This is a genomic window from Microcoleus sp. LAD1_D3, from assembly GCF_036702135.1.
Classification (GTDB): domain Bacteria; phylum Cyanobacteriota; class Cyanobacteriia; order Cyanobacteriales; family Microcoleaceae; genus Microcoleus.
Genome location: NZ_JAUBSB010000037.1, coordinates 1 through 26,582 on the forward strand (window position 1 = coordinate 1; position 26,582 = coordinate 26,582).

Here is a 26,582-nt window from a genome sequence, read left to right on the forward strand (position 1 = left end):
TTTTTGAGCAATAACTTGCCTGCGGTTGAGAGGCAGCTACTTTTAGGTGCGATCGTTTTTTAGTCTAAACTCCAGTTTTAATCACCAACTGCCATTCTGACTCGGCATGAATCTCACCTTGCCAAGTATAAATCGAGCGAATTGGCGACAAACTCACACAAGCAGCCAGCTTGTTTTCAACTAGAGATTTAGCGAGATTCTCAGCCTCCGCCTCCGATGCAGCAGTTACCAGCACCACCCCAAAATTAATTGTCATAGTCATCAGTGAACACTCAACACTCAACACTCATCAGTCAACACTCAACACTCAACACTCAACACTCAACAATTAATTTCCGTAACTTCCCAAGAATTGACTCTGCCAGCCCCAGCTAAGGAAAAATAGCGCCTAGTAGATTCCGGCAAAGTAGCTCCCGCCAACAAAGCATTATCTAAATTAGCTCCTATTAACGTCGCCTCGCTCAAATCTGCTGCCATCAAATCAGCTTGACACAGCTTCGCCCAATTCAGATTTGCCCCTCTCAAACAACTTCCCTTCAACTTAGCCCCAGTTAAGTTTGCACCCGCCAACTTCACCCCACGCAACTGAGCCGCGCTGAAATTCGCCCCCGCCAAATTCGAGCCTTCCAAATTAGCTCCCATTAGTTTAGCTTCGCTCACGTTGACGCCGCTCAAATCTGCACCGCAGAGATTCACCCCTGTCAACTGCGCTCGCCGCAGACTGACTCCGGTTAATTGAGCTCCAAAAAGTTTTGCACTATTGAGCCTTGCACCGTAAAGGTTTGCCCACTTAAAATTAGCTCCCGTCAGATTTGCGCCCAGCAAGTTAACTAATTGCAAGTCGGCGCTACACAAATTGGCATTCCACAACACAGCAGCCCGCAGGTTGGCGCCAGTTAAAGTTGCGCCGCTTAACTTTACTTTGGGCAATTTTGCTTTTACCAAAAAAGCTCCACTCAAATTAGCTTTTGTCAAATCTGCACCTGAGAGTTGGGTTTCACCCATTTTGGCAAAAGTTAAATTTGCTCTGTGCATCTGTGCATCTTTGAGTGTTGCTTTGGTGAGAAACGCCCTGCTGAGGTTCGCCCCGGAAAGATTAGCTCGCGAAAGGTTGACTCCGATTAAAATTGCTCCGCTGAGGTCTTTCCCGCTGAGGTCGGCTCCAGTAAAGTCTCGTTGTCCTTTTTCGTAATTGTTGAGCAGTTCATTAACTTCCATAGGGCATCATAGGTGGTAAAAGTATAGTAATTTATTGACATGGGAGGCGTTAAGTCCCTCCCCTTTCACTTTTACTTTAAGCGGATTAACCCGCGCAAGGCTCGAACTACGCAGCTCTCTATCCCATTGCTGAACGCATTTGGGATTGCTTTTCTGAGGATGTTGTACGAAGCGTTGATATCAGAATTAATTAACTGACCAGTCGATGTTTTGTACAAACCTCGCTTGATACGCTTACCAGTAAACATCGGCTCTTTTTCTGTTTTCCCGTAGACAGGGATTGGATCTAGACCCACGAAGTTGGCCCGCGATGTGTAGGATTCTTCCTGGACAATTACATTGATTCCTGCCAACCGAGCTTTGTACTCCAACATTTCAATTAATCGAGAGTGAGGAATACTAACAAAGTTTTGGTTGGTTTGCTTCCCTAGATCAATTTCAGTTTTCCACTGTGCATTCTTGCCAATTACTAGCGTCCCAATTTTTTTGGTATTTAAAATCGCAACAATCAGGCGACTAGCATGATGCAAGTAATTATCAACTTTTTGATGGCGACAACGAGTTAAGCGCTGAATCCGGGGTGAAGTTTTGCGGTTCCCTTTTAACTGGGATTGTAATCGTGAAGAGCGTTTGTTGTAGAACTGGTTAATCAATTTCAATGGTCGCCCGTTGATCAACAAAGGGATAAATCCCGGTTGATTTGAAGTTAACGCCACTAAATTATCTAGTCCTAAATCAATACTAGCTACAGAATTAGCATTGCCAAGGGTGGACTCCGGTTCATCATAAATTACCTCAATTACATAGGAATCACATTTCGGAACCAGCCTAACTTGGCAAATCTGATCGGGAGCGACTTGGGTTTTGATTAAAAGTTCAGTCCCCGAAAGTTTAATGATTCCTTTCTTCAACTGTTTACTACTAATCGCTTGAATCGTGTAGACGAGAAGGTTTCGCCCTTTGGTTTTGTCTTTGTACTTTGGCAATTTCGGGCGACCCGTGAATTTTGAAGAATCAGCCTTGTAAGCTTTAACTGCTTCAAAAAACGATTTCCAATTCTTGTCTAACACCATCAAGATTTGCTGGCTTACTTTAGCAGGCAAAGCCTTGTAGGCTTCATGAGACTTCATCAATCGGTTCATTTCGTTATAACTGACATAACCCCATCCATAAATAAAGCTCTGACGAATAACGTAATTGGCAGCATTGTAGAGGTTTTTGGACTTGAAAGCTAGTTCGTCAATTTGGGCGAAACGGTGTTCCGTTGATTTAATGATGTGCCTCTCTGTTAGTTGCATTTGAGACTTGCGTTTTTTGGGCTATGCGTATTCCTTGTTCAACACTCACAACAATATAATACCATTATTGTTTATAATTGCTTATAAACTCAATGAAGTTTTACAATACCTTCTATGATTGTGGGGTTTCGATCCAGAAATCTTTACTGTTAAGGTTGTTTCATAAAGGAAACTGTTTCAGAAAGGAAACTGTTTTAGCGTTTGCCTCAAACGGTATAAATTTCATTAACCTTACTTTCTGTTTAAAGGCAATCTCTTAATAAAGATTTTATATCTTCCACGCGGTAGCGATCGCACTTTCGGTATTTTTGAATTAAAAGTTAATGTTTTGTGACATAGATAGTCATTGCTTAACGATCGACCGTTATTCGCAACTTCAGGCGCAGCGTGCCCTTAAATCCTGCGGGAGGTTGCCAGGAACTCAAGGCACTCTTGAGACTCTCTACGGCGTCTGTTGCTGGCATCGTCGAGGTTTGAGGGTCGATCGCCACTTGCGCCACGCGGCCATCTTGTACCGATAACTCCCACACCGTTTCACCGCTAACCCCTGTGGGCAGAGTAACAGATTGCAAGTATTGAGTCAAAGCGGCGATCGCCCCGGCATCCAACCCTTCGGCGCTAACTACTTGGAGGCGAGAAACCTTTGGCTGCGAGGGTTGCAACTCACCGTAACCTCGCTGCCGCGGCATAGCAGGAGCTGGACTTACCGGTGCCGAGTTGCGATTCGAGGTAACGCTGCGAGAGCCGCCTCTAGTTGGCTCTGCCCCTTCCGACTCGAAAATACCTTCATAGCTGACACCCTGCGGCAATTCCACAGGCACTTGCACCCTACGACGAGATCCATCAGGTTCGACTCGCACTTCTTCGCTCACAGCCACAAAAGCCGTGTATTCCGACAGCAACCGATAAGTTAGAGCAGTATTAGTCACAGCTTCCACCAGAGATTTAGTCTCACCACCAAACATTTGATTCATTAAATCTTTAATGCGCGATCGCCCCCAAAGCTGAGCTACCGCCGGATTGCCAAAATCCGTAGCGCCTGCTGCGACTGAAGTTGACTCCCGCTGCCGCGCGCCGACGGATTGAGCAAAATTAACAGGTAAAACTTGCTCGTAAGCTTTGCCGCCCGCAAGAGTGCCCCGAATGCGAAGTTGGCCGTTAGCTCCATCGGTCTTTTTGCCAAACAAAACTAGCGGCTGACTGGTAAATAAGTCTGGGGGTGCGATCGGATAAATCTCCGGTTTTTCCCCCATTCCTTCCCAACTAATTTGAATATTAGTCAATACCGGACTATTAATTTGACGAAAAAACTTTTCGGCCGCTTCTGCTGACGGTTCATCTTGACGAATTACTTGAGACGTGCCTCTTCCCAATTCCGCCAAACGGTTGAGCAAAAACCGATTCACCGAACCCCCGACACCAAAACTATAAAGTCGATTTCCCGGTTTCAAACTCCCCTGAACCCGCGCTAGCACTTCATTTTCATTACCAATGTAACCGTCAGTAATTAGTACAATACTCCGCAGCCTTCCCGTTGCCGGCGCCGGAAAATTCATCACTGTTTGAATGCCGTTAAGCAATTCACTGCCACCGTTAGCCTGCAACTTGTCGATATAATTAATTGCCCTTTGTCGGTTGGCCGCCGTATTCGGTAAAGGAGTTGTTGAAAGCGCTGTCGCAGTGTTTGCAAAATCAATAATAGTAAAAGTATCGTTGGGATTCAGCCCTTGAATGAAGCGTCGCATCAACTCCTTAGATTTTGCTAGCGGTTCGCCCTGTTGAGAACCGGAAGTATCCATCAAAAACACGACATCTTTCGGTACAATTTCATTAGTTTTGTAATTTAAAGCCGGAATCATATAAGTAGCAAAATGACCGCCCCGCTGGTCCGATTGAGTCAAAATAGTGGCCCGAGTATTTTCGCCCGCCACTCGATAGCGCAAAATTAAATCTTTATTGGGAATTGTGTCTGAATTGGCTAATTGGACTCGCACAATATTGCCGCTGCGGTCAGTTGTAATTTGATGGGAAGTAGAGCGGACATCGCCGATCACAATTCCGGCATCTATTTCTACCGAAACAGCAATATTGTGACCCGATCGCGTTCCTGGAGGCAAAACAGGCGGGTTAATGCGATCGGCATCGGTCGTATTTCCCGAAATATAGCGCGGCCCAACCACCATTGGAAACACAAATTCGTAATCGCCGCCGGCAAACTTGAGACTTTCCGTGTAGCGAATAGTAACTTCAATTTTTTCTCCCGGTTTGATATTAGCGAGAGACTGAGTAAAAATATTATCGCGTTCTTGTTCCAACAAACCCGCAGTCCGGCCTTGCTGTCTGGCTTTTTGGTAAATTTCCAAAGCTTCCTCGCGGAGTTTGATATCAGCTTTAATAGTTCGTGAGCCTATTTTAATTTCCATATCATCCACCGCCGCTTCGTCGGGCAAAGGAAATACATAAACAGCTTCTAAAGATTCGGGAAAAGGATTTTCAAACTTCTGAACAACTTCAACGCGGGAGATATTGCCAGCTATTTTGGCTTTAACTTCAGTCTGCTTGAGCGGAAAGACTTGTTCTCTGGCCGTATTTTGACCCTTGACGAACAAACCGCCGACAGGACAGCGAGTTTCGGGCGATCGTCCGCCATTGCAATTAACATCGTTACTAGCGAGAATTTTGGGCGACACAGACGAATAATTCTCCCCAAGAGCATTGGCCCGCGCCCCATTGGGAGCGAGCCACACGCCACACTCGATCGCCGCGAGCAATGCGATACCAGCAGAAAGCAACCGTTGAGGGGATAGAACGCAGACAAACTTCATAGCTGTTGTTTTTAGCAGACTTGAGGTGCTTTGTTTATCATGACTTTACCCTTTGCAAAACGTTCCTGAGTTAGCTTTCTGGGAAAAATGAAGAAACGGCTGCAAAAACGAGCAGGTTTGGTCGATCCTCTTCGAGGGCTTCACCAACGGGCGATCGACCCCAACCTGCAAGATTGTATAATTAAGTTAGACGACAGTTAAATAGCTCTAACCGAAACCCCTCAAATTCTAATAAATTGTAATTACCATGAATTTTATCAACCCCAAAACCGACTTTGCCTTTAAAAAAATCTTCGGCTCGGATGACAGTAAAGACATTTTGATTAGTTTTTTAAATGCTCTCCTCTACGAAGCACAGCCAGTTATCGAAGATTTAGAAATTATCGACCCCTATTTAGCTCCAAACATTAAAGGCATCAAAGATACTTACTTGGATGTTAAAGCCAAGATTACTGGTAACAAAACTGTGATTATTGAAATGCAGGTTTTGAATGTAGAATACTTTCAGCAGCGGGTTTTGTATAATGCAACTAAAACTTATTCAATGCAGCTAAGCACAGGAAGTGGCTACAGCAATTTAAACCCTGTGATTGCTCTGACCATTACAGATTTTAAAATGTTTGAGAACATGGACACAGTGATTTCGCACTTCATCTTCAAAGAAAAAAAATTTTTAGTAGATTATCTAGCGGATCAATTTGAGCTGGTGTTTGTGGAGTTACCAAAATTCAACAAGGAACTAGATGAATTAGAAACCTTGACAGATAAGTGGATATACTTCATGAAAACAGCTCAAGCTTTACAGTCTGTTCCAGAAGAATTGGAAAATGTACAGGAACTGAAACAGGCTTTTAAAATTGCCAATAGAGCGAATCTAAATGCTCAGGAACTAGATGAGTTAGATAAGCTAGAAATCTTCATTCAAGACCAGCGTGGCTCCATTAGTCTAGCTACCAAAATAGCCCTTGCAGAAGGTATCGAACAAGGTATCGAGCAAGGTATCAAACAAGGGAATTTACGATTAATTACTCGCCAGTTGGAACGTAGTGTAGGCGCACTGTCGCCGGATATCCAAGCCTGTATAAGTCAGTTATCCGTTGAGGAATTAGAGAGTTTAGGAGAGGCTGTATTAGACTTTACCACTTTGTCAGATTTGACAACTTGGTTGGAAGCACATAACAATTGTCAATAATTTGGTCAAATGGGTGTAGGGGCAATCCCCGTGGTTGCCCTTATGGATTACCTATGTCACATTTGAGTCTGACCTGACATTGAAACATCTAAAGTCGAAAATCCTATGAGCAAATTTGTGTTTGTGACCGGCGGCGTGGTTTCCAGCATCGGCAAGGGAATAGTCGGTGCTTCTTTGGGCCGCCTATTGAAGTCGCGGGACTATTCAGTGTCGATTTTGAAGCTAGATCCCTATATTAACGTTGACCCCGGCACTCTGAGCCCGTTTCAGCACGGAGAAGTCTTCGTCACGCAAGACGGTGCCGAAACTGACCTGGATTTGGGGCACTACGAGCGTTTTACGGATACATCCATGTCTCGCCTCAATAGCGTCACCACGGGTTCCATTTATCAAGCGGTGATCAACAAAGAACGCCGGGGTGAGTATCAGGGGAGCACGGTGCAGGTGATTCCGCACATCACTAACGAGATTAAAGAGCGAATTCACCGGGTAGCACAAAATACTAATCCCGATGTCGTGATTACGGAAATCGGCGGAACGGTGGGAGATATTGAATCTTTGCCGTTTTTGGAGGCAATTCGCCAGTTTCGCAAGGATGTCGGCCGGCAAAATGTTGTGTATATGCACGTCACGCTGATACCTTGGATTCCTTCGGCTGGAGAGATGAAAACTAAACCCACTCAGCATTCGGTGAAGGAATTGCGGTCGATCGGCATTCAACCAGATATTTTAGTCTGTCGGTGCGATCGCCCGCTGTCTTTGGGCATGAAACAGAAATTGTCGGAATTCTGCAACGTACCCGAAGAATGTGTCATCACCGCTCAAGATGCTAAAAGTATCTACGAAGTACCCCTGATGATGGAACAGGAAGGTTTAGCGCAACAAACGCTCAATTTGCTGCAACTCGAACATCGCCAGCCAGATTTGCATCAGTGGCAAACTTTAGTCAACAGGCTTTACAGTCCCAATCACAAAATTGATATTGCTTTAGTTGGCAAATACGTGCGGTTGAACGATGCTTATCTCTCAGTGGTCGAAGCTTTGCGGCACGCGGCAATCTCGATCGGCTGCGACCTAAATTTACACTGGATTAACTCAGAAGATTTAGAATCGGGAAACCTCGATAATTATCTCAAAGATATCAACGGCATTCTTGTACCGGGAGGTTTTGGGGTTCGGGGAGTTGACGGCAAAATAGCGGCGATCGAATATGCTAAACACAACAAAATTCCATTTTTGGGATTGTGTTTGGGGATGCAGTGTGCTGTGATTGAATGGGCACGCAACACCGCCCAACTAAAGGATGCCAACAGCGCTGAATTTGACCCGGATACATCAAATCCGGTAATTAATTTATTGCCAGAACAGCAAGATGTAGTCGATTTGGGCGGTACAATGCGACTGGGTTTGTATCCGTGCCGTGTCAACCCCGACACGCTAGCTTTCAAACTTTATCAGAAAGAAGTGATTTACGAGCGGCACCGGCATCGGTACGAATTTAACAACGCCTACCGCAATCTTTTCTTAGAATCAGGTTATGCAGTCTCCGGCACATCTCCCGACGGCCGATTAGTAGAAATGATCGAATTGCCCAACCATCCCTTTTTCATAGCCAGTCAATTTCACCCCGAATTCCAATCTCGACCTAGCGCCCCCCACCCCTTGTTTCAAGGGTTTATCCAGGCGGCTAGCATCCAGGGAAAGCAGGATGTTTTAGAAGCTGAGGCTCTTCACTTGGTGGCTGGGAAACTTGCAGGAAACTGATCTGATATCATGTGCGATCGATTAGTTCTGATATATTAGATGTCTGTAGGGCCGGGTGAGAGTACACAATATTCAAATCAGGCAGACAATCGCTCGTACTCTCACCCGCCCAACCCAACAATCGGATTTGATTCGGGTCGCACTTACCGGACTAGATATCGGGCAGCATCCTCAACGAGTGAAAAACCTCACCCCCCAGCCCTAGCATAGGGGTTGGGGGGGTAGTACCCGAAGGGAGAAGGCAAAAGGCAGAAGGCAGAAGGTAAAAATGCTGATTATTTTTACTTAACTTTTTAGCTTGGATTTCAATGGTGATACCAGTTTCAAAAAAAATGCAACTTTAGGCAACTTCCCAACCCCGATAGTCATCAGTCATGCCCAATCTAAAATCTAAAATCTAAAATCTAAAATGGTATGAGTTGTCAAACTATCCTAAAATACCAGGAAACACAGGTTTGAGGAGGCTTTGTGGCTTATTGGAGCAAAATTACTTATGAGAAAAGTACATACATAATTGACCTTGACACTATTAGTGCTTTTTCGAGCGAACTGGATAACAAGCGTCTCACCTTTTGGCTGCCTAATAGCAGTCAGCCGATTATCCTCAATCCCCAAGGCAATTATGAGGCTTACAAGCAAGTTCTCGATTACCTCAAAAAAACCATTGACCGCAATTCGAGAGGCTCGTGGATTAAAATTAATTATGACCGTAAAGAATTTGCGATCGATATGAGTCGAATTAGCTCTTTTGCTTGCGAACAGAACGGTCGGCTAAGCTTTTGCCTGCCTGACAGCGCAACTAATATTATTATCCTGCGCCAAAGCAACCCGGACGCTTATCAAGAAATTCAGGAATTCATTAAAAAGACGACTGGACAATCTCTGCCATGAAGAAGTCATTAGTCATTAGTTAGAAGGAGGAACAATGAAGGAGGAAGAGAGACTATTTTTAGTAAATCCTAACATTCATTTTAATTTTTTTTGGGGTAAGGTGCTTAGGTTGCTTCCTAAGTTTAGATATGAAAAAAGCGCAGTAAAATGCGCTGTATTTTTAAATTTTCACTATTGAGCAAGCTGCCAAGCTAATTTGGCCGCGCCTACCATGCCTGCTTGATTGCCTAATTCAGCAACCAATAACTGCAAATCTTCGCGAGAACTCGGCAGCACCCGCCGCTCAATTTCGGCTCGAACCTGCGGCAAGAAAAATTCTGCACCTGCACTAATTCCGCCGCCGATAATAATAGCTTCCGGCGTTAAAATATAAATTATACTTGCCAAACCGATACCCAGATAGCGCCCGTAATTTTGCCAAAATTCTAAAGCTTTGGCATCTCCCGACTTAGCTAAATTTGCTAATTCTACAGGTTCCAAACCCATTTCCCGGCGAATTGCTTGCACCGAAACATATTGTTCTAAAGAACCGCGATTGCCGCTGTTGCACTCCGGGCCGTCGGGATTTATAGTAATCAATCCTAGTTCTCCGGCCGCGCCTAGATGGCCTGCAAATAGTTTACCGTCTAGGATAACTGCACCGCCGACGCCTGTACCTAAAGTTAGTAAAATTAGATTTTTAAATTGCCTTCCGGCACCCAACCAAGCTTCTCCCAATCCGGCACAGTTGGCATCATTTGCTAATATGGTCGGCAGTCCGGTTTTAGCTTCCAACCAGTCAGCTAGCGGGACGTTATGCCAGTTTTTGAGGTTAATTGCTACTCTCGCTATTCTGCCAGCGGCATCTGCGGGGCCTGGAGTGCCGATGCCGATCGCACTTACAGCATTTTCGACAGGATTCAGTTGTAAAATAGCATCGGTCATTGTAGCTAAAACGGCTTCTGGCGTTGCCGGTTGAGGAGTGGGAACAGTTAAGGATTGATGACAAATGCCGTCTTCGCCGAATCTGCCGAGTTTAATTGCGGTTCCGCCTAAGTCAATGCCGATTACTTGTGTCATTCGATGTGGGTTTTGGATGCAAGGATTTGGGATTAATATTAATAGAATAAACCTATTTTAGGGTGCGGATTGTGCACCTTACCAATTATGTTTGTAGTGAGGATTTAAATCCTCCCACTCCTATTTTAGTGTATGATAATTAGCCAGGAAATGGCGCTTAATTCTTAATAGTATCATACCGATCGCAATTCCTAGCAAAAATTATGGATACCAGCGAGTTCGCCTATTGAATTTCGCCTAACTTACGTTGCGCTACCTCTCGGTTGTGCAAAGCATCGTGATAGTCTGGTTGGAGAGCAATTGCTTGGGTATAAGATGCGATCGCCTCTTCAAATCTTCCTAAATTATACTGCTCATTCCCTCGATCGCACCACGCCTCAGCATCTACATTAACTTCCGATTCTGCTTCCGCAGCCTCAGCGCCTCTGCGGTTCACTTCCCCCGAAAAACCCAAACCATCCCCAACAAACACCGCCTCAATCACCCTCCCCTTTGTATCCTCCTCCTCAACCTCCGGCAGCGGAAACCGTGTCAATATCTCCCGCCCAATTTGCCTCGCAACCTCTGACAATTCCCCGCTGCCAATTCTACCTAACAATACCAGCCGCTGCGCCAATTCCTGAAGCGATGCCACCGCATCCGTAGCAGCGGTGTCATCATGTTCGCCCTCTAACAATCTTTGGCCAAACCGTCGCAACCAAGCCGCCAATTCACCATCTTTAAGGCGTTTTGCGATTAAGAATCCCGCTACATCCCCGCGACTCCAACCGGCATTCACCCCTTCGAGAATTTCCATGAATTTCGACTCGTGTTCCGCGTCAGTTAGGGCGGGGCGGATGGCGGTATTTTCCGGCGGGGAGGGCGGGGCTGGGGTTCCGAATATTCGCTGAATTAGTCGTTTGAAGAATTGCAGAATTTTGTCTAGCATTTGTGAGATTGGGAGGGTGGGGTATTTTCTATTTTATAACAATTATCAAAAATAGATTACATATTGATTGCCGGCGATATCTGTAGGGACACGGCACTGCCGTGTCCGGGATTGCGACGCACAGCAAACAATCACATCAATTAGAATTAATCTACTTTAAAAGCGGATAATACAGTTCTCCTGTTGAGTTGATATAACCGGCCCGATCGCCCGCTAAATCCCCCGTTCCCATAAATACGTCAACTCTCCCCGCGCCTTTGATTGCACCGCCAGTATCCTGATCCAAAACGTACCGATTCACGGCATTTTGTTCGAGTTGTCCCGCCGCATTCGGATAAGGGAGTTTTGTACTAATTAATGCTAGTGCACCGGGCGGCATTAAGGCTTTGTCGGTGGCGATCGACCTTTCGGCCGTTACTGGCACTCCAATGCTTCCTGTGGCTGGAACTCCATTAGTATCCCGGAAAAATACAAAGCTTTGATTTCTCGGCAAATATTTGTTCATTTCTGCGGGAAAGTTGGTGAAGTATTCCCTTAGTTTCGGCAAATTTAACTCTTCTAAAGTAAACTTTCCGTCTTTAACTAATTCTCGCCCGACTCCTGTATAACTGTGACTGGTTTTGCCGGCAAAACCGACTGTCATGACGCTACCATCTGTTAGCTGCAATCTCGCAGAACCTTGGACGTGCACGAGAAATGCTTGGAATCGATCGCGCAACCAAACTAATTCTAATCCTCGCAGCAATCCTTTGCTTGCCTGCAAAGCATCTGCGCCTTCCAAATCCAATCTTGTCGGGTGAGGTTTCGGCCAAGATGCCATGTTTGGCGACATCCGGTACAGGGGATAACGGTATTCCGAATTAGGCGTGCGAGATGCTGCGTAAGTCGGCTCGAAATAACCTGTAAATGCGACTGTTCCTTTGCCATCTTTGCCCGTGGATTTGTAAAATACAAATTCGCGCTTGACAGATTCCTGAAGTTGTGCGGGGGTTGTGGAACTGACAACTAATTGGCGGAATCGATCGAGAGAACGCCGAACTCGATCGCGCGTAACTCCTGCTACTGGATAGCGGCTGTAAGCAGTGGCGGCGGCCGATGTATTGAGATAGCGGAGGCTGTGGTCGATCGACTTTAACAGCAATTCTTTATCGCCCGGTTTGCCATTTTCGCCCCCGATTTGAGCGTCAAAGGCGAGATCATCCGACTCGCCAGCTTGCAATTGATTTATACTAATTGGTTGCAGCGACGGAACTGCAACTGCGGGCACCGAAAAAGCGATCGCCAAAACGCAACAGGCGATCGCTAATAGCTGATAGCGAAAAATCTTGCTCAATTTCCAATTTTCCATAGTCAATTGATAATTTTCCTTATTCATCGTATCGTTCGACGCTAGAAGTAAATACCGGTTCTACGCGAATTGCGAGAATGCTGGTAGGCCGAACTACCATGTATTCGCCTTGAATATTTTTGATCGGGACATTAACAAATTCTGACGAATCTTGTTTGGGAACCAGAGTTTTATACCACTGTTGAAAATCTTGCAGCGTTGAAAAACGGATTTCTTCGCGGTGGCCGCCCTCAAGCAGGAGGTGCACGGAATATTCGCTGGGTGTTCTAGGCATAGGAGATGGGGAGAGTTGTTGCAGGACAATCTAAAATCTAAAATCTAAAATCTAAAATTGATGTGGTTGCCCTCAAACAGCAGGTGCACGGAATATTCGCACTTGAGTTTTAGGCATATCTGTATTTGAGATTTTTGATTTTAAGCTTTTGGAACGATTCCATATTTTACCTCTTCCTCGGCGCATTCCCTCATCTAGTAGGTTGGATTGAGGGAGAGGGAGAGACGGGAGAAGCGGAGGGTGGGAGAGACCGGAGAGTGGTTGCAGGAAGAACATCTCAATCTAAAATCTCAATCTAAAATCTAAAATCTAAAATCGATTGACGGCGGCCCCCATCTGCGGCTACGCTGTGAAATTAAGGCTGCTTTCCTCAAAGAGGAAGCAGCCCACGTCGCTCAAAAATCTAGTTGCACTGCCCAAAGCTGCTACCAACAGCAATGGACAGCTAACCGCCAAACTGATTACAGCAGTCTGGAGGCTAATGGAGAATTTTAACATTCTCTGTAGCCGCCCTGCTCTGTGTTACCGTGCGGGGCGGCTGGTTTTTTGGGTTTTCCTAGAAAAACCAAAAACCAGGAGATCATATTATGTCACAGGAATTCGTACCTGACGATAACTTTTCCGCGCGTCCAAATGACAACTCAGCAGTATCGGAACAGGAAGTCGTGCGGATAACGGTTGTCGGTTCCCGCGCAGCCGTGTTATAAACCATCCACACCTTGTACCGACTAGGATTTGCCCAAGTCGGGGATTGGATCCCGCCGCAGCGAGGTGCAAAGCCGGGACAAGTTATAAGCGTACTCATTCGCCGATCGCGCAAAGCTTAAAAATAGGCTGAAATACGGTAGGGAAACGACACCGCGCCTTTCGTCCTGTCAACAAACACGCTAAACCCGCAGTCCAAGAGGGGTTGAAACCCCTTCCTCAAAACTCAAGTTCTCGCTATGAGGACTCAGAAGAACACTTTTAAACTCATTAGTCCTCTTGAGAGGACTTTAGTTATTAGACAGGGAATTCATTCCCTGGCGGACTGACGGGCGGATGGGAGGACTGGCGGAGGATGGGCTTAAGTTGGACACGCTTTGGACACGGCCATGCCGTGTCCTCCATCGCCGCGCCTACATGGCTGGATCTCGGATTGTCACATCCTCCGAGGGAGATGGCGTCCGGCCCCGCAAGCTACGGAAAATTTCATCATCCAACCCGGTTAATTCTACCCGTTCCCCACAGTCAGGACACGCCTTGGGCTAAGTCCCTAAAATGATTAATCCGGCGGAAGACACGGATTGTGTATTTTAGAACACGATTTGACCGCAACACTTAAAATAGTCTTGATTTACCGATCGACTGCACCCTTTTCTCATCAATATTTCTGGTTAGCTGGGGGTGTCTGTCAGCCGGAGTTGCGAGGTTCTGCTTCCAAAATGCTGAGAATGGTGCACAATTTCAAATTAACAACAAAACTTGCACTATTTTGAGTAAGCTTTTGGTGGAACAGCTTAGAAAGCCTGTTTCTAAGACTGATGCAAAATATCAAATTAATCCTCCACCTTGTCCAATTACTAATTACGAACCTATGCCCCGTCGTCAAGACTTAAAAAAGATTCTTCTCATTGGTTCCGGCCCAATTGTTATCGGTCAAGCGTGCGAATTTGACTATTCAGGAACACAAGCTTGCAAAGCTTTGCGAGAAGAAGGTTTTGAAGTAGTGTTGGTGAATTCCAACCCTGCAACGATTATGACAGATCCGGAAACTGCCGATCGCATTTACATCGAACCTCTAACGCCAGTCATCCTCGAACAAATCATCGCTAAAGAAAGACCTCAAGCAATTTTACCGACTATGGGCGGTCAAACGGCGCTAAATTTAGCAGTTGCACTCGCTAAAAATGGCGTTTTAGAAAAATACAAAGTCGAGTTGATTGGTGCTAAGTTGCCAGCAATTGAAATGGCAGAAGATCGGCTATTATTTAAGGAAGCGATGGCACGAATTGGGGTCGCCGTTTGCCCTTCGGGAATTGCCAACACTCTCGACGAAGCCAAAGCAATTGGTCACCAAATCGGCAGTTATCCATTAATTATTCGTCCTGCTTTTACAATGGGAGGTACGGGAGGCGGCATTTCTTACAATCAAGAAGAGTTTGAAGAAATGGCCCAAGGTGGGATTGACGCCAGTCCGGTATCGCAAATTTTGATCGAACAATCTTTGATTGGTTGGAAAGAGTACGAACTCGAAGTAATGCGAGATTTGGCAGATAATGTAGTGATTATTTGTTCGATCGAGAATCTCGACCCGATGGGCGTCCACACCGGCGATTCTATCACCGTCGCCCCGGCGCAAACTCTCACAGACAAAGAATATCAGCGCCTGCGGGATGCGTCGGTGAAAATTATTCGCGAAATCGGAGTTGAAACCGGCGGTTCCAATATTCAATTTGCTGTCAATCCAGTCAACGGAGATTTCATCGTTATTGAAATGAACCCTAGGGTTTCCCGTTCCTCCGCCTTGGCCTCGAAAGCAACTGGTTTCCCCATTGCTAAAATGGCGGCAAAATTAGCGGTAGGTTACAGCCTAGACGAAATTTCCAACGATATTACCAAGAAAACTCCGGCGTCTTTTGAGCCGACAATTGACTACGTGGTGACGAAGATTCCCCGATTTGCCTTTGAAAAGTTCCCCGGTTCCGAACCGACTCTGACAACGCAAATGAAGTCAGTTGGGGAGGTAATGGCGATCGGGCGTAGCTTCAACGAATCCTTCCAAAAAGCCCTGCGGGGATTGGAAACAGGCCGTGCAGGTTTCGGGTGCGACAAACCGGAAAAGTTACCGAGTTTGGAACAAATTCGCGCCGGATTGCGGACGCCAAATCCCGATCGCATTTTTACAGTTCGCCACGCGATGATGATGGGAATGTCGGTGGAAGATATCTTCGAGTTCACAGCAATCGACCCTTGGTTTTTGGATAAAATGCAGGAATTGCTGGAAACTGAAAAGTTCTTGAAACGAACGCGGTTGGAACAGTTGACAAAAGAGACAATGTTTGAAGTAAAGCAGTTGGGATTTAGCGATCGCCAAATTGCTTACGCCACCAAAACATCGGAAGATCAAGTCCGCGCTTACCGCAAACAGTTAGGGGTAATTCCGATTTACAAAACAGTCGATACCTGTGCCGCTGAATTTGAAGCGTTTACACCGTATTATTATTCCACCTACGAAGCGGGTGCGGCAATTTGGGAATTGGGCGATGAAGAAAAGAAAATTTCGCCTGTAGGCCACAGTCTCGCGCCGGAGTCGGAAGTTTTGCCTTCTACCAAACGAAAAGTGATGATTTTAGGTGGCGGGCCCAACCGGATCGGACAGGGAATTGAGTTTGATTACTGCTGCTGTCACGCTTCCTATTCCCTAGGAGAAGACGGCTTTGAGACAATTATGGTCAACTCGAACCCGGAAACGGTTTCGACGGATTATGATACGAGCGATCGCCTGTATTTTGAACCGCTAACAAAAGAAGATGTTCTCAACATCATCGAAGCCGAAAATCCCGAGGGAATAATTATTCAGTTTGGCGGACAAACCCCGCTAAAATTAGCGCTTCCTTTACAAAAAGCTCTGGAAAATCACCCCGACGTACAAACAAAAATCTGGGGAACTTCGCCGGATTCCATTGATATGGCTGAAGACAGGGAGCGATTTGAAAAGATTCTGCGGGAATTGGATATTCAGCAAGCTGCTAACGGTTTGGCCCGTAGTTTTGAGGATGCTTTAATAGTAGCTCAACGGATCGGTTATCCGGTAGTGGTGCGACCGAGTTACGTGTTGGGCGGGCGAGCAATGGAAATTGTTTATTCCGATACGGAATTGGAACGTTACATGACCTATGCCGTGCTGGTAGAACCCGATCATCCGATTTTAATTGATAAGTTTTTGGAGAATGCGATCGAGGTGGATGTAGATGCGATCGCCGATGTTACGGGCAATGTGACGATCGGCGGTATTATGGAGCACATCGAGGAAGCGGGAATCCACTCCGGCGACTCTGCTTGTTCTATCCCTTACCAAACGCTTCCTGACGCAGCTTTGGCAACAATCCGCCGCTGGACTGTAGAATTAGCAAAATCCCTGAAAGTTATCGGGTTGATGAATATTCAATTTGCTGTTCAAGGGGAAGAAGTTTTCATTTTGGAAGCTAACCCGCGCGCTTCTCGAACAGTGCCTTTCGTGTCGAAGGCGATCGGAGTTCCCTTAGCAAAAATAGCCTCGCGAGTCATGTCTGGTACAACTCTAGAAGCTTTGGGTTTTACTGAAGAGATTATACCCACTCATGTTTCGGTAAAAGAAGCTGTATTGCCCTTTGCTAAGTTCCCGGGAACTGATACCTTGTTAGGGCCAGAAATGCGATCGACCGGCGAAGTCATGGGAATTGACACCGATTTTGGCAAAGCCTTTGCCAAAGCTCAATTAGGTACTGGACAAATGATGCCGCTGTTTGGAACCGTGCTGGTTTCGATGCGCGATCGGGACAAACTAGCAGTTGTACCCGTTGTCAAGGAATTCTTAGAATTGGGCTTCAGAGTAGTCGCAACTCACGGGACACGCAAAGTTTTGCAAGAGCAAGGTTTACAGGTAGAGTTGGAATTGAAACTGCACGAAGGGCGGCCTAATTTGTTGGATTCGATCAAGAATGAGAAAATTCAACTAATTATCACCACGCCTTCCGGCGAAGACTCCCGAGCCGACGGCATCTTTATCCGCCGCACAGCTTTGACTTACAAAATCCCGATTATTACGACAATAGCCGGTGCCAAAGCGACAGCAGCCGGAATTCGATCGCTCAAATCCCACCCGATGGAAGTAAAAGCAATTCAAGACTATTACCCGCAAATCTAGACTGCGAAACACTCAAATGTAGGGTGTGCATCGCGCACCTTACCCACAACGTAGGGTGTGCACCGCGCACCGCCCAAACATTGGTCTCAACTTAAGGCAACACCCACAGTCCGGCAGGGGTTTAAACCCCTGCCTCAAAGCTGAAGTCTTCGCTTCCGAGGACTAATGAATTATTTAGTGCTAGGAAGCGAGGACTTTGGCGAAAAGCCTCGTGGGTTTCCACCCCTGGCGGTATTTGGGGTTAAGCGGTAAACATAGGGTTCGCACCACCAAAACCTAATCTGCATCGGAATCTAAAACTCCGCTAGACAGCATCAACCTGGGCCAAACTAACAAGAAAAAACCCATCCAAGCTAATAAAGGAATCGCAACTAAAACAGTTATCCAAACAGTTTTTAACAAAAACCAACTACCGCTAATCAGGCTAATACCAGTTAAAAGAATCGACCAAGGCTGGCACCACCAAGGTTTGTAACTCCAAGGACTAATAGCTTTTTGATTAGAAAGTTTTTTATCAGAAAGAGATTTCATATTTTTAGTGATTGTTTATGGAGAATAGTCTGGCTAGCTGGATTAACCGAAGTTAAACATTCATCACCTCTTCTGCTGTCAGCGTTAATTCGGGAAAAGTCCGCGATACAATTCGTTCGCTGCCTTTAAATGCGCTTCTTTGATAGTTGCCATCTGCATCCAAAAGGTGAACAAATACAGTTGGAACTTTGGGGTTTCCCAGAAATTCCCTGCTGCCAATTGCTAAATAATCGACAATCCAATACTCAGGAACTCCGAGGCGCCGATATTCGTCCAATTTGTCTATATAATCGTCCTCCCAATTTGTTGATGTTACTTCCACTGCCAGTTGAATTGGTTCCCGCAATGCAGCATAAGCAGAACGGTTCGATCGCCATAAATCGCGATCGATGACGCTGACATCCGGTCTCCGCCCTTGTTCGATGCCGGCTTTACTTACAGTTCTGATAACGGCGGTATTTTTGACTACATAATTTAAACTTAGCCGTTTAATTTCATCTTTAAATGAGTCAGACGTAAAATCAGCAACATCATCATGATTGCTTGTGGCATTCATCTCTACAATTTCTCCATTTACCAGTTCATAGCGTCCATCTTGTGGACATTCTACAAGGAATTGGTCAAATGTTAATTTTTGCGTGACTGTTGCAATCATAAGATTTATCTTTATTTTGCAGTAATACTATTAGTCTATATTACCACAGGTAGGAATGAATTTGTTTTTTTGACCGCAGACATCCAATTATAAAATCTAAAATCTACAATTAAAAATCTCAAATCGATTCAGGTAAATGGTAAAATACGATCGCCAGCCGGCAGATTGAGTTAAATATGTCACCTACTTGCTAGGGTAGAAAGTAACAAACCTAGAAATCGAGCCACTCCCAGGTCAACCCCGAACCATGAGACTAGACGAAGCCGTAGAATTTGCCGAAAACCCAGAGCCGCGCTGTCCCTGCGTCCTCCTGCTGGACACATCAGGCTCCATGCAAGGCGCACCCATAGATGCCTTGAATGAGGGGCTGGAAATTTTTAGGAATGACCTAATTAAAGACGAACTAGCTAAAAAGCGAGTCGAAGTCGCGATTATTTCATTTGACAATCATATCAAAGTGGTGCAAGACTTCGTGACCGCCGACCAGTTCGAGACGCCACTGCTGACAGCTCAAGGACAAACCCACATGGGCGCAGGCATTCAGCTAGCATTAGATACCATTGCCGCCCGCAAATCCGAATACCGCAACAACGGCATTACCTACTACCGCCCGTGGGTATTCATGATTACTGACGGCGAACCTCAAGGCGAATCCGACGATGTTGTGGAAATAGCAGCACAGCGGATTAAAGAGGAAGAAACTAACAAGCGCGTGGCATTTTTTGCAGTCGGAGTGGAAGGTGCTAATATCACCCGTCTGGCGCAAATTGTCGAGCGCACGCCTGTAAAATTGAGAGGATTAGACTTTAGAGAGATGTTCATCTGGCTGTCGGCTAGTATGCAGAGAGTTTCTCACTCAAAAATTGATGAACAAGTAGCACTGCCGCCACCCGGATGGGGAACGGTTTAGTTATTAGTCATTAGTCATTAGTCATTGGTCATTAGTCATTAGTCATTGGTCATTAGTAAGAGTGCCGTAGGGACACTCCAAAAGCCCATTGGTGTCAACTTAACTTCCAACCCAGTCACAGAATACTGTCTGACTATTAAGCCTAGAACCCCCCGGCGCTCCCCTTAAGAAGGGGGCCACAGGGGTCTTCTTAAAGTCCCCCTTCTTAAGGGGGATTTAGGGGGATCTAGACTCAGGTAAAAACGAGATTTATCAAGGGTTTTAGCCTTAAGTTGACACTATGAGGGTACGGCGCCGTGTCCCTACAAGGGCTAGTACCTACGAACCCAGAAAAGTGCTGTAATTAGGGATAAATAAACCCGTCCAGACGTTGCATAGTTGTGAATTTACGAAGTTTTGAGTTAAAGAGTTATTAATGCAGAATTCATCCTTTAATTGGCAAGTTGTAGCGGCATCGGTGATAGGTACGAGCCACGAAAAAAGAGCGCAGCCTTGTCAAGATGCCCACTGCTGGCGTCTCTTGCCAAACGGTGTTTTAGCGGCAGCAGTTGCCGATGGTGCGGGTTCGGCAGCACTCGCAGAAGTTGGGGCGAAAATTGCTGTGGAAGCGGTTGTCGAAACGATTTGCCAACAGGAAAGGCTGCCTGAAAATGACGACGAATGGCAGGTATTCTTGACAGCATCACTGCAAGTTGCGCGGGCGCAGGTGGAAGCAGAAGCGGCAGTGCGGGAAGTGGCTGCGAGAGATTTAGCTTGTACTTTAATTGCTGTTGTTGCTACGCCGGAATTAATCGCAGTTGCTCAAATCGGTGACGGTGCGGCGGTAGCGGGTGATAGTGCAGGAAATGCGATCGCCCTGACTGTACCTCCCTGCGGCGAATACATCAACGAAACTATCTTTTTGATTTCGCCGAATGCGATCGAAACAGCGCAATTTCAGGTACTGCGGGAAAAACTGCGGCACTTAGCCGTTTTTTCCGACGGCTTGCAAATGCTAGCTCTCAAAATCCCGGAAGGTACGCCGCACGGGCCGTTTTTTGCGCCTTTGTTTCGGTTTTCTGGCGAGTGGAAAGAAGAGGAAGATGCGAAACAGCAGTTAGAATCATTTTTGCGATCGCCCCGCGTTTCCGAACGCACCGATGATGACTTAACTTTATTGTTAGCAACTTTTTCGAGTTCGGAGGCACAGGACAATTAAAAATAGACATTTTGCCAACGCCAACACCCATCTGCGTGAATTGGCGTTGATCGGCGGTTAAAAATTTCCGATTCTGAATTTTGCAACAAGTGTAATGCGTTCAACGTAATGAGCGGTGAAAATTTGGCGCGGTTCTATAATAAAATCGAGGTGTCAACAATTCTGCTTTAGTTTGTACAGTAGGTCGTCGTTTGCAAGCACAAGAGATTAAGGATAAGCTCAACTCTCTAATTAGCGCAGCAGATCCAATAGAGCCGAGTTTGGCGAGAAGATTGGATGAAATCAATCGCTGGGTGAAAGATGTTAAACCCGGTTCGCTAACTGCTAAGAAATTTGTGATGGCTTTTTTGCTACAGCTTATCCGAGATTCTCAGGTTTGGCTGGCAGTTCAATCTCTACCTTCGGAAAGAGAACAGCAAGCCGCTTTTGAGTTAATGACGCCGGGGGAAAGGTATTGGTACAGCTATCTATTTCCTAAATGGCTGAGCGAAAACGATCGCAAATTTTACATCTGGAAACAAAAACTCAAAGCCGGTAAATTCGATCCGGCTGACGATCTCGTCATTCGTGCGATCGCAGCCCGAATTGTCGATCGCCAAGGCACTGTTTTGTATCGATATGTTGCCGATCTTTCTATGGCAACCGATTCGATCGTTAGCAACCGCCAACAGCAGCCCCTCTGTATTCAAGTTACTACTCTTTCGGATGAGTTTTCTCAACAAAAATATCAGAATTGGCAACAAACTCTTCAAGATTGGGGGATTGACAGAGGATTATTTTTAAGTTATGATAAAAATGATGCAAATTTCCTGAACCAGCTAGTTAACATTGCATTATATAATAGCGATAATTTGCCCGCAGGTCGTTACCTCAAGTTCCCGTAAATCCAGCATATCTGCTGCTGAGAATAATTCGACTGCTCCAAACTCCGTGAAAAAGAAATTTTGACTCACTCACATATTGCACAATTTTCGACAATGCCAAAAACCTAACCCCCAGCCTGCTTCTGGAAAAGGTAAAACAGACCAAGATTTTTCCTCCCCTTTTCTGTTTCCGGGAGGAGTCTGCGAGACGGTGGCAACAAATGCTTGATAAGAAGGCTAAGCAATGGGAAGATTTACCGCAGCAATCAATCGGGTGAAATAACTAGCAATTAGCTATAAATTGAATTGAGATTTGATTTAATTGCGGTGAAATTGTGGGAAATAAAATCTAATTACATCAAAATCAAATACTATGACAGTACAAGGTACACACACCGTTGAAAATAAATTGCAGAAAGTCTGGGAAGAACTGGAAGCAGCCAGAAAAATGCAGGATGAATGGATGAATTACGGGGTAGATTTTGTAGATTTGTATGTTGAAGATGCGGGGGGTGATTGGTTGGAAAAGTGGGGTAAATGTGAAGAAGAATTAGAGCGAATTAAACATAAGAATGTAGATATTGAAGCAGTCAAAGCAGCGATCGACATTCCCAGCTTTCAGCAGACAAAACTACTGGAAATCGCCTTAAATAGCCGTTACTCTATCAGCTATTACTCCGATCGCCCGGAAGAGTCTCCCGCTTGGCAAGAGGTTAAGTACAAACGGCTGTCACTCTTAGGCGGAGCTATTTTCGGTGCTGTTGTTACCGATTACCTGTACCGCGAATATCCACAACTCGATCCAGATGCTATCTCAACCTTAAAAGCTCGTTTAGCCGACCCGAAAAAACTTGCGGCTTTTGCACAGAATTTGAAATTAAACGAACTTAATTGGCGTGTTTGGAAAGGGAAAGAAACAGAAGAAAGCGAGTACAATAGAATTTTTTCAGAGACTTGTGAAGCTTTGTTTGGCGCGATTTACTTGGAGTTTGACCGGGATTTTTTTCGTGGGGGAAACTGGCTGATTCAGCGCTTGATTGAACCAACTGTTAGCCAGCATCTGGATCTAACTCAGCGCCGACAAGTTGCGCTGGAAAACGAGGTAAAACGGCGGGAAATCCTGGGTGCGGATATTCTAGATGCGATCGCGATCGACTATTTGTATCACCGCTTTCCCGAACGCAACAGCAGCCAGCTAACTCGCTGGAAAAATATGTTGGTGGCAAAAGAGATTTTTCCCAAAGACTTTAAGGCAAAATTAGGCAGCCATTACCTAGAGTTGGAAAGCAATTTCTCGCGTACCCGCGACTGGTTGGTGGATAACTTTATCAAAACCGCAGTTGACGAACTGCTAGAGGAAAGCGACACTCAACCAGAATATCTGATTGACAGTGCGAACCCGGAATCGCTGCCAGAATTGGTCAGCCGGATTACAGACAAAAAGTGGAAAAATGAATTTGTGAGAGTTGTCAGCATTTTGCAACCTGCTGACGAACTTTTGCTGCTGATGCAACAAAAAGTTGACAGCATGGTGGCTAAAGATGAAACTTTGCAGCAGTTGCTAATCTGGGCAAATCACAAGTCTCAGTTAGTGCAAAGGAATTTTAAACCAGTCGAAATTCGCGCTTTTTATGTTGCCTTAGTTTGCGTCCTCGATTTGGCTTTGACTCGCGTCCTCGATCCGAGTCTGAAGTTTGATAGATCGAAAGTTCGCAAGTGGCGGAATTGTTTGGCAAAGACTGGAAAAAATCTAGAATTTGCGGAGGTTAACGAGTCTCGGAAATTGGCTTTGGAGAATGATGTGGCGGATATCTTGGTTGGCATTTGGGCGCTGGATATTGAACCAGAACTTACACAACTGCTGGCACAATTTCAGACTGAGATGCCTGATTTGCAAAACTGGAAAAAGTGGCGCAAAGATTGCGGTGGCTGTTGGTTGGCAAAATTCAAAACTACGATCGGCTACAATCGAGACTTTCGCCCTCAACAGAAAACTTTGCTGAAACAGTATTATTATGCCCACAACTTGCTGGTGGAATGCCTCAACAGCGATAATTGTCAGGTGACACCGGCCGTCAGACAAAAAATTGAGGATAAAATGTTGTTATTGTCGGTGGATTTGGAGCTGGTTCATATTTAATTTTGATAGCGCGGACGGGCAGGATGCCCATCCCACTAATGGATGGACGGGCGGGACGCCCATCCCACTAATGGATGGACGGGCGGGACGCCCATCCCACTAATGGATGGACGGGCGGGATGCCCATCCCACTAACAGCAACAGGGCTTACCCACTCCCACCCAAGAAACCGGGTTTTTTACCGAATCTGCGGGCTGCAACGCGTCTTTTGGTGAAAAACCCGGTCTCTCGTCACCGATGCCTAAGTCATAACAAAGGTAAGATTTAATGGGCAAGTCAAGTTTATTGAGTCATGGCTTCCAAATCCTGTATCCCATAACCGAATTCTATGCAGTTGCAGCGCCAATTTAGCGGACAACTGATTGCGATCGACACCAAAACCGCGATCGCCAGTGGGGGTGAAGGTCGCATCTACCCGATCGCCCAAGACTCGTCCCTTGTAGCAAAAATCTACCACAAACCGACAGACGAAGACGGCGACAAACTCACAGTCATGTTCAGTATGCCGCCGGATGCGCCGATCGCGGAACCCGGGCACGCTTCCATTGCTTGGCCGATCGATTTGCTGCATACTGTCGGCGGGCGAGAAAAAATCGTCGGTTTTGTGATGCCGCGCGTCAACAAAGTGATGCCGGTACACACTTTTTACACTCCCAAAACCAGGCGCGAACAAAAACCGCTATTTAGCTATCTTTACCTCCACCGTACCGCCAGAAATCTCGCCTCGGCTGTAAATGCCCTCCACGTCAGGGGTTACGTCATCGGCGACGTAAACGAGTCGAACATTCTCGTGACGGATACGGCGTTGGTAACGCTGGTAGACACGGATTCGTTTCAAGTGCGCGATCCTTATACGGGTTACGTTTATCGGTGTCCCGTGGGGAAACCAGAGTTTACGCCGCCGGAGTTGCAGGGCCAGACTTTTCGCGATATCGATCGATCTCCAGAGCACGATTTGTTCGGTTTAGCGGTATTAATTTTTCAATTGCTGATGGAAGGTACGCACCCGTTTGCGGGAGTTTATCTCGGTAGCGATGAACCACCGTCTTTGGAAGCGAGAATTCGATCGGGCCATTTCCCTACAGGTACGAAACGGATTCCCTACCGCCCGATGCCCGCTGCGCCTCCTTTTGAGATGCTGCATCCGCGACTGCGGCAGATGTTTATCCGCTGTTTTGAGGAAGGGCACGGCAATCCTGCGGCGCGCCCGGATGCGAAAACTTGGGTGAATGCGATTCGGGAAGCGGAAGATGCTTTGGTTACTTGCAGCAGAAATAGTCAGCATAAATATGGAAATCATCTCAGTCGCTGCCCTTGGTGCGATCGGGCAAAACTCCTCAAAGGCCGCGATCCGTTTCCTTCGCGGCAAGCAGTCAGCCACGGATTGCACTTGCAGCCGGGGAAAATCAAGCGTAAAAAGCCCCAACCACCGCCTGTCGTACCCCAGCCAGCAATGCGTCGGCAACAGCCCTCCACGGGGCTGTCACGCCCCCTCGGCCAGTACGCAGTGCCGTTGCTACCGATGCCGATGTCTTCTCGGAGTCGGACTCCTGCGCCTCAGATTCCCGTGGGCAAGTTTGAGCGCATTTTTCAGGACGCTGCTTGGGGAGGTGTTTGGGGTAGTTTGTGTTTGGCGGCGATCGGGGGGATTTATTCGGCAATAGCTGAGGGCGGCAGTGCTATTTTGGGGGCGATTTTTGTTGGTTCGATTTGGGGCTGTTTTTTTGGGGTGATGTGGGGCGTTTTTACTTTGCCACCGAATCAGATTTGGCGGAAGTGGGGCGGAGTTTTGGTGGGGGCGTCTTGGGGGGCTTTTTTGTTGGCGGCGATCGGCGGTGCGGTGTTTGGCGCGATTAATAGCACTCCGGGAATCGGGGAGAGGATTTTGGCTGGGGCGGTGGTTGGTGCTGTCTGGGGCTGTGTTTGGGCGAGTTTTCGGCCTCCTCTGGCGCTGCCGATGGGTAGGGTGTGGGGCAGACGTGGAGGGTATTTGGGGGCCGTCTGGGGCTCGTTTGTGGGGACTCTGGCTGGTGTTTTTTTGGGGGGGGGGCTGGTGGTTTGGCAGCAATACGGTGTCCAGATGCAGTCGGTGGATAAGTTTGCGGGTGTGCTGCTGGGTGTGGCGATCGTGGCGGCTGGTGTCGGTTCTGTTGGGGGTGTGGTTTCTGGGGGTTTGTTGGGTTTTTGCGGGTTTGCGCCGAAGTTGCCGATTTCGTTTCAGCCTTCGGGTGTAAGTGGTGGGACTTTGGGGGCGATTTGGGGTAGTTTTTTGGGGACTTTTGCGGGTGCTGTGTTGGGGGCGGTGGTGTCTGCGATGTTTCCGGCTGTTAGCGCTGGGGTGCCGGTGGAGTTGGGGCCTGTGGCGGGGGCGATCGTGGGGGCTGGTTTGGGGGCGATTTGGGGGGTGGTTTCGGGTACTGTTTGGGGGGCTTTGGGGAAGTGGTGATCGGGTTGATGTGTGTTTTTGGGTTGAAAATGCGTCTATGAGTAGGTGTAAAAATCGAGGTGTTAAATTGGGGGGCTATAATGTAGATCCTGTAAGGGTTAGAGGCACTTCAACCAATAAAATGGTAGACGCAATCGCTGAAATCTATGCAGGA

The 26,582-nt window shown here is 46.6% G+C and carries 18 protein-coding genes and 2 pseudogenes; 9 read left to right on the forward strand and 11 right to left on the reverse strand.

Annotated elements, in window-relative coordinates:
* Window positions 1-73: 73 nt before the first annotated feature.
* The 4 genes and pseudogenes from cutA to QUA74_RS19695 form a co-directional block, all read right to left on the reverse strand.
* A pseudogene (gene cutA, locus QUA74_RS19680) lies at window positions 74-256 on the reverse strand (divalent-cation tolerance protein CutA); the annotation flags it as partial.
* Between the two features lie 65 nt (window positions 257-321).
* Entirely contained in the window at window positions 322-1,218 is an 897-nt protein-coding gene (locus tag QUA74_RS19685; RefSeq protein WP_333332572.1) for a pentapeptide repeat-containing protein, read from the reverse strand.
* Window positions 1,219-1,224: 6 nt separating this feature from the next.
* A pseudogene (locus QUA74_RS19690) lies at window positions 1,225-2,516 on the reverse strand (RNA-guided endonuclease InsQ/TnpB family protein).
* 350 nt (window positions 2,517-2,866) lie between these two features.
* Window positions 2,867-5,341 (reverse strand): VIT domain-containing protein, encoded by a 2,475-nt coding sequence (locus tag QUA74_RS19695; protein ID WP_333332575.1) that lies wholly within the window; start codon window positions 5,339-5,341, stop codon window positions 2,867-2,869.
* A gap of 247 nt (window positions 5,342-5,588) precedes the next feature.
* Here QUA74_RS19695 and QUA74_RS19700 point away from each other — a divergent pair, with 247 nt between their 5' ends.
* The 3 genes from QUA74_RS19700 (at window position 5,589) to QUA74_RS19710 (ending at window position 9,188) form a co-directional block, all read left to right on the forward strand.
* Window positions 5,589-6,533 carry an Rpn family recombination-promoting nuclease/putative transposase gene (locus tag QUA74_RS19700; RefSeq protein WP_333332578.1) on the forward strand — a complete coding sequence of 315 codons (945 nt, stop codon included), beginning with the start codon at window positions 5,589-5,591 and terminating at the stop codon, window positions 6,531-6,533.
* 105 nt (window positions 6,534-6,638) lie between these two features.
* A complete protein-coding gene (locus tag QUA74_RS19705) occupies window positions 6,639-8,297 on the forward strand; it encodes a CTP synthase (protein ID WP_333332580.1) in 1,659 nt (552 codons plus the stop codon).
* 468 nt (window positions 8,298-8,765) lie between these two features.
* A complete protein-coding gene (locus tag QUA74_RS19710; protein ID WP_333332582.1) occupies window positions 8,766-9,188 on the forward strand; it encodes a hypothetical protein in 423 nt (140 codons plus the stop codon).
* 171 nt (window positions 9,189-9,359) lie between these two features.
* On the opposite strand, the gene QUA74_RS19715 is transcribed toward QUA74_RS19710, so the two are convergent.
* The 5 genes from QUA74_RS19715 to QUA74_RS19735 form a co-directional block, all read right to left on the reverse strand.
* Window positions 9,360-10,247, reverse strand: a complete 888-nt coding sequence (locus tag QUA74_RS19715) for an ROK family protein (protein WP_333332585.1) — start codon at window positions 10,245-10,247, stop codon at window positions 9,360-9,362.
* 223 nt (window positions 10,248-10,470) lie between these two features.
* On the reverse strand, window positions 10,471-11,175 hold the full coding sequence (locus QUA74_RS19720; RefSeq protein WP_333332589.1) for a tetratricopeptide repeat protein: 705 nt from the start codon (window positions 11,173-11,175) through the stop codon (window positions 10,471-10,473).
* Between the two features lie 151 nt (window positions 11,176-11,326).
* On the reverse strand, window positions 11,327-12,523 hold the full coding sequence (mltA, locus tag QUA74_RS19725) for a murein transglycosylase A (RefSeq protein WP_445302162.1): 1,197 nt from the start codon (window positions 12,521-12,523) through the stop codon (window positions 11,327-11,329).
* Between the two features lie 19 nt (window positions 12,524-12,542).
* Window positions 12,543-12,797 (reverse strand): hypothetical protein, encoded by a 255-nt coding sequence (locus QUA74_RS19730; protein WP_333332594.1) that lies wholly within the window; start codon window positions 12,795-12,797, stop codon window positions 12,543-12,545.
* Between the two features lie 342 nt (window positions 12,798-13,139).
* Window positions 13,140-13,295 (reverse strand): hypothetical protein, encoded by a 156-nt coding sequence (locus tag QUA74_RS19735; protein WP_333332596.1) that lies wholly within the window; start codon window positions 13,293-13,295, stop codon window positions 13,140-13,142.
* Window positions 13,296-14,373: 1,078 nt separating this feature from the next.
* Here QUA74_RS19735 and carB point away from each other — a divergent pair.
* Window positions 14,374-17,685: a carbamoyl-phosphate synthase large subunit gene (carB, locus tag QUA74_RS19740; RefSeq protein WP_333332684.1), complete on the forward strand. Its 3,312-nt coding sequence runs from the start codon at window positions 14,374-14,376 to the stop codon at window positions 17,683-17,685.
* Window positions 17,686-17,961: 276 nt separating this feature from the next.
* On the opposite strand, the gene QUA74_RS19745 is transcribed toward carB, so the two are convergent.
* The gene (locus QUA74_RS19745) at window positions 17,962-18,216 is read right to left on the reverse strand and encodes a DUF6737 family protein (RefSeq protein ID WP_333332599.1); all 255 of its coding nucleotides are present in this window, start codon (window positions 18,214-18,216) and stop codon (window positions 17,962-17,964) included.
* A gap of 52 nt (window positions 18,217-18,268) precedes the next feature.
* Entirely contained in the window at window positions 18,269-18,871 is a 603-nt protein-coding gene (locus QUA74_RS19750) for a Uma2 family endonuclease (protein ID WP_333332603.1), read from the reverse strand.
* Between the two features lie 247 nt (window positions 18,872-19,118).
* Between QUA74_RS19750 and QUA74_RS19755 the strand changes: the two genes are divergently transcribed.
* The 5 genes from QUA74_RS19755 to QUA74_RS19775 all read left to right on the forward strand — a co-directional run bounded on the left by QUA74_RS19755 (window position 19,119) and on the right by QUA74_RS19775 (window position 26,428).
* Entirely contained in the window at window positions 19,119-19,781 is a 663-nt protein-coding gene (locus QUA74_RS19755) for a VWA domain-containing protein (RefSeq protein WP_332953856.1), read from the forward strand.
* Between the two features lie 415 nt (window positions 19,782-20,196).
* Entirely contained in the window at window positions 20,197-20,979 is a 783-nt protein-coding gene (locus QUA74_RS19760; protein ID WP_333332606.1) for a PP2C family serine/threonine-protein phosphatase, read from the forward strand.
* A 191-nt stretch (window positions 20,980-21,170) separates the two neighbouring features.
* On the forward strand, window positions 21,171-21,863 hold the full coding sequence (locus QUA74_RS19765) for a hypothetical protein (protein ID WP_333332609.1): 693 nt from the start codon (window positions 21,171-21,173) through the stop codon (window positions 21,861-21,863).
* 352 nt (window positions 21,864-22,215) lie between these two features.
* Window positions 22,216-23,982 (forward strand): NACHT C-terminal helical domain 2-containing protein, encoded by a 1,767-nt coding sequence (locus QUA74_RS19770; RefSeq protein WP_333332612.1) that lies wholly within the window; start codon window positions 22,216-22,218, stop codon window positions 23,980-23,982.
* A 328-nt stretch (window positions 23,983-24,310) separates the two neighbouring features.
* On the forward strand, window positions 24,311-26,428 hold the full coding sequence (locus tag QUA74_RS19775) for a DNA-binding protein (RefSeq protein ID WP_333332615.1): 2,118 nt from the start codon (window positions 24,311-24,313) through the stop codon (window positions 26,426-26,428).
* Window positions 26,429-26,582: the final 154 nt, after the last annotated feature.

Coding starts and splice junctions, on each gene's coding strand:
- QUA74_RS19755 (WP_332953856.1), top strand. CDS start 19,119: ATGAGACTAGACGAAGCCGTAGAATTTGCCGAAAACCCAGAGCCGCGC.
- QUA74_RS19750 (WP_333332603.1), bottom strand. CDS start 18,871: ATGATTGCAACAGTCACGCAAAAATTAACATTTGACCAATTCCTTGTA.
- carB (WP_333332684.1), top strand. CDS start 14,374: ATGCCCCGTCGTCAAGACTTAAAAAAGATTCTTCTCATTGGTTCCGGC.
- QUA74_RS19735 (WP_333332596.1), bottom strand. CDS start 13,295: ATGTTAAAATTCTCCATTAGCCTCCAGACTGCTGTAATCAGTTTGGCG.
- QUA74_RS19770 (WP_333332612.1), top strand. CDS start 22,216: ATGACAGTACAAGGTACACACACCGTTGAAAATAAATTGCAGAAAGTC.
- mltA (WP_445302162.1), bottom strand. CDS start 12,523: ATGGAAAATTGGAAATTGAGCAAGATTTTTCGCTATCAGCTATTAGCG.
- QUA74_RS19705 (WP_333332580.1), top strand. CDS start 6,639: ATGAGCAAATTTGTGTTTGTGACCGGCGGCGTGGTTTCCAGCATCGGC.
- QUA74_RS19775 (WP_333332615.1), top strand. CDS start 24,311: ATGCAGTTGCAGCGCCAATTTAGCGGACAACTGATTGCGATCGACACC.
- QUA74_RS19695 (WP_333332575.1), bottom strand. CDS start 5,341: ATGAAGTTTGTCTGCGTTCTATCCCCTCAACGGTTGCTTTCTGCTGGT.
- QUA74_RS19715 (WP_333332585.1), bottom strand. CDS start 10,247: ATGACACAAGTAATCGGCATTGACTTAGGCGGAACCGCAATTAAACTC.
- QUA74_RS19700 (WP_333332578.1), top strand. CDS start 5,589: ATGAATTTTATCAACCCCAAAACCGACTTTGCCTTTAAAAAAATCTTC.
- QUA74_RS19745 (WP_333332599.1), bottom strand. CDS start 18,216: ATGAAATCTCTTTCTGATAAAAAACTTTCTAATCAAAAAGCTATTAGT.
- QUA74_RS19685 (WP_333332572.1), bottom strand. CDS start 1,218: ATGGAAGTTAATGAACTGCTCAACAATTACGAAAAAGGACAACGAGAC.
- QUA74_RS19720 (WP_333332589.1), bottom strand. CDS start 11,175: ATGCTAGACAAAATTCTGCAATTCTTCAAACGACTAATTCAGCGAATA.
- QUA74_RS19730 (WP_333332594.1), bottom strand. CDS start 12,797: ATGCCTAGAACACCCAGCGAATATTCCGTGCACCTCCTGCTTGAGGGC.
- QUA74_RS19760 (WP_333332606.1), top strand. CDS start 20,197: ATGCAGAATTCATCCTTTAATTGGCAAGTTGTAGCGGCATCGGTGATA.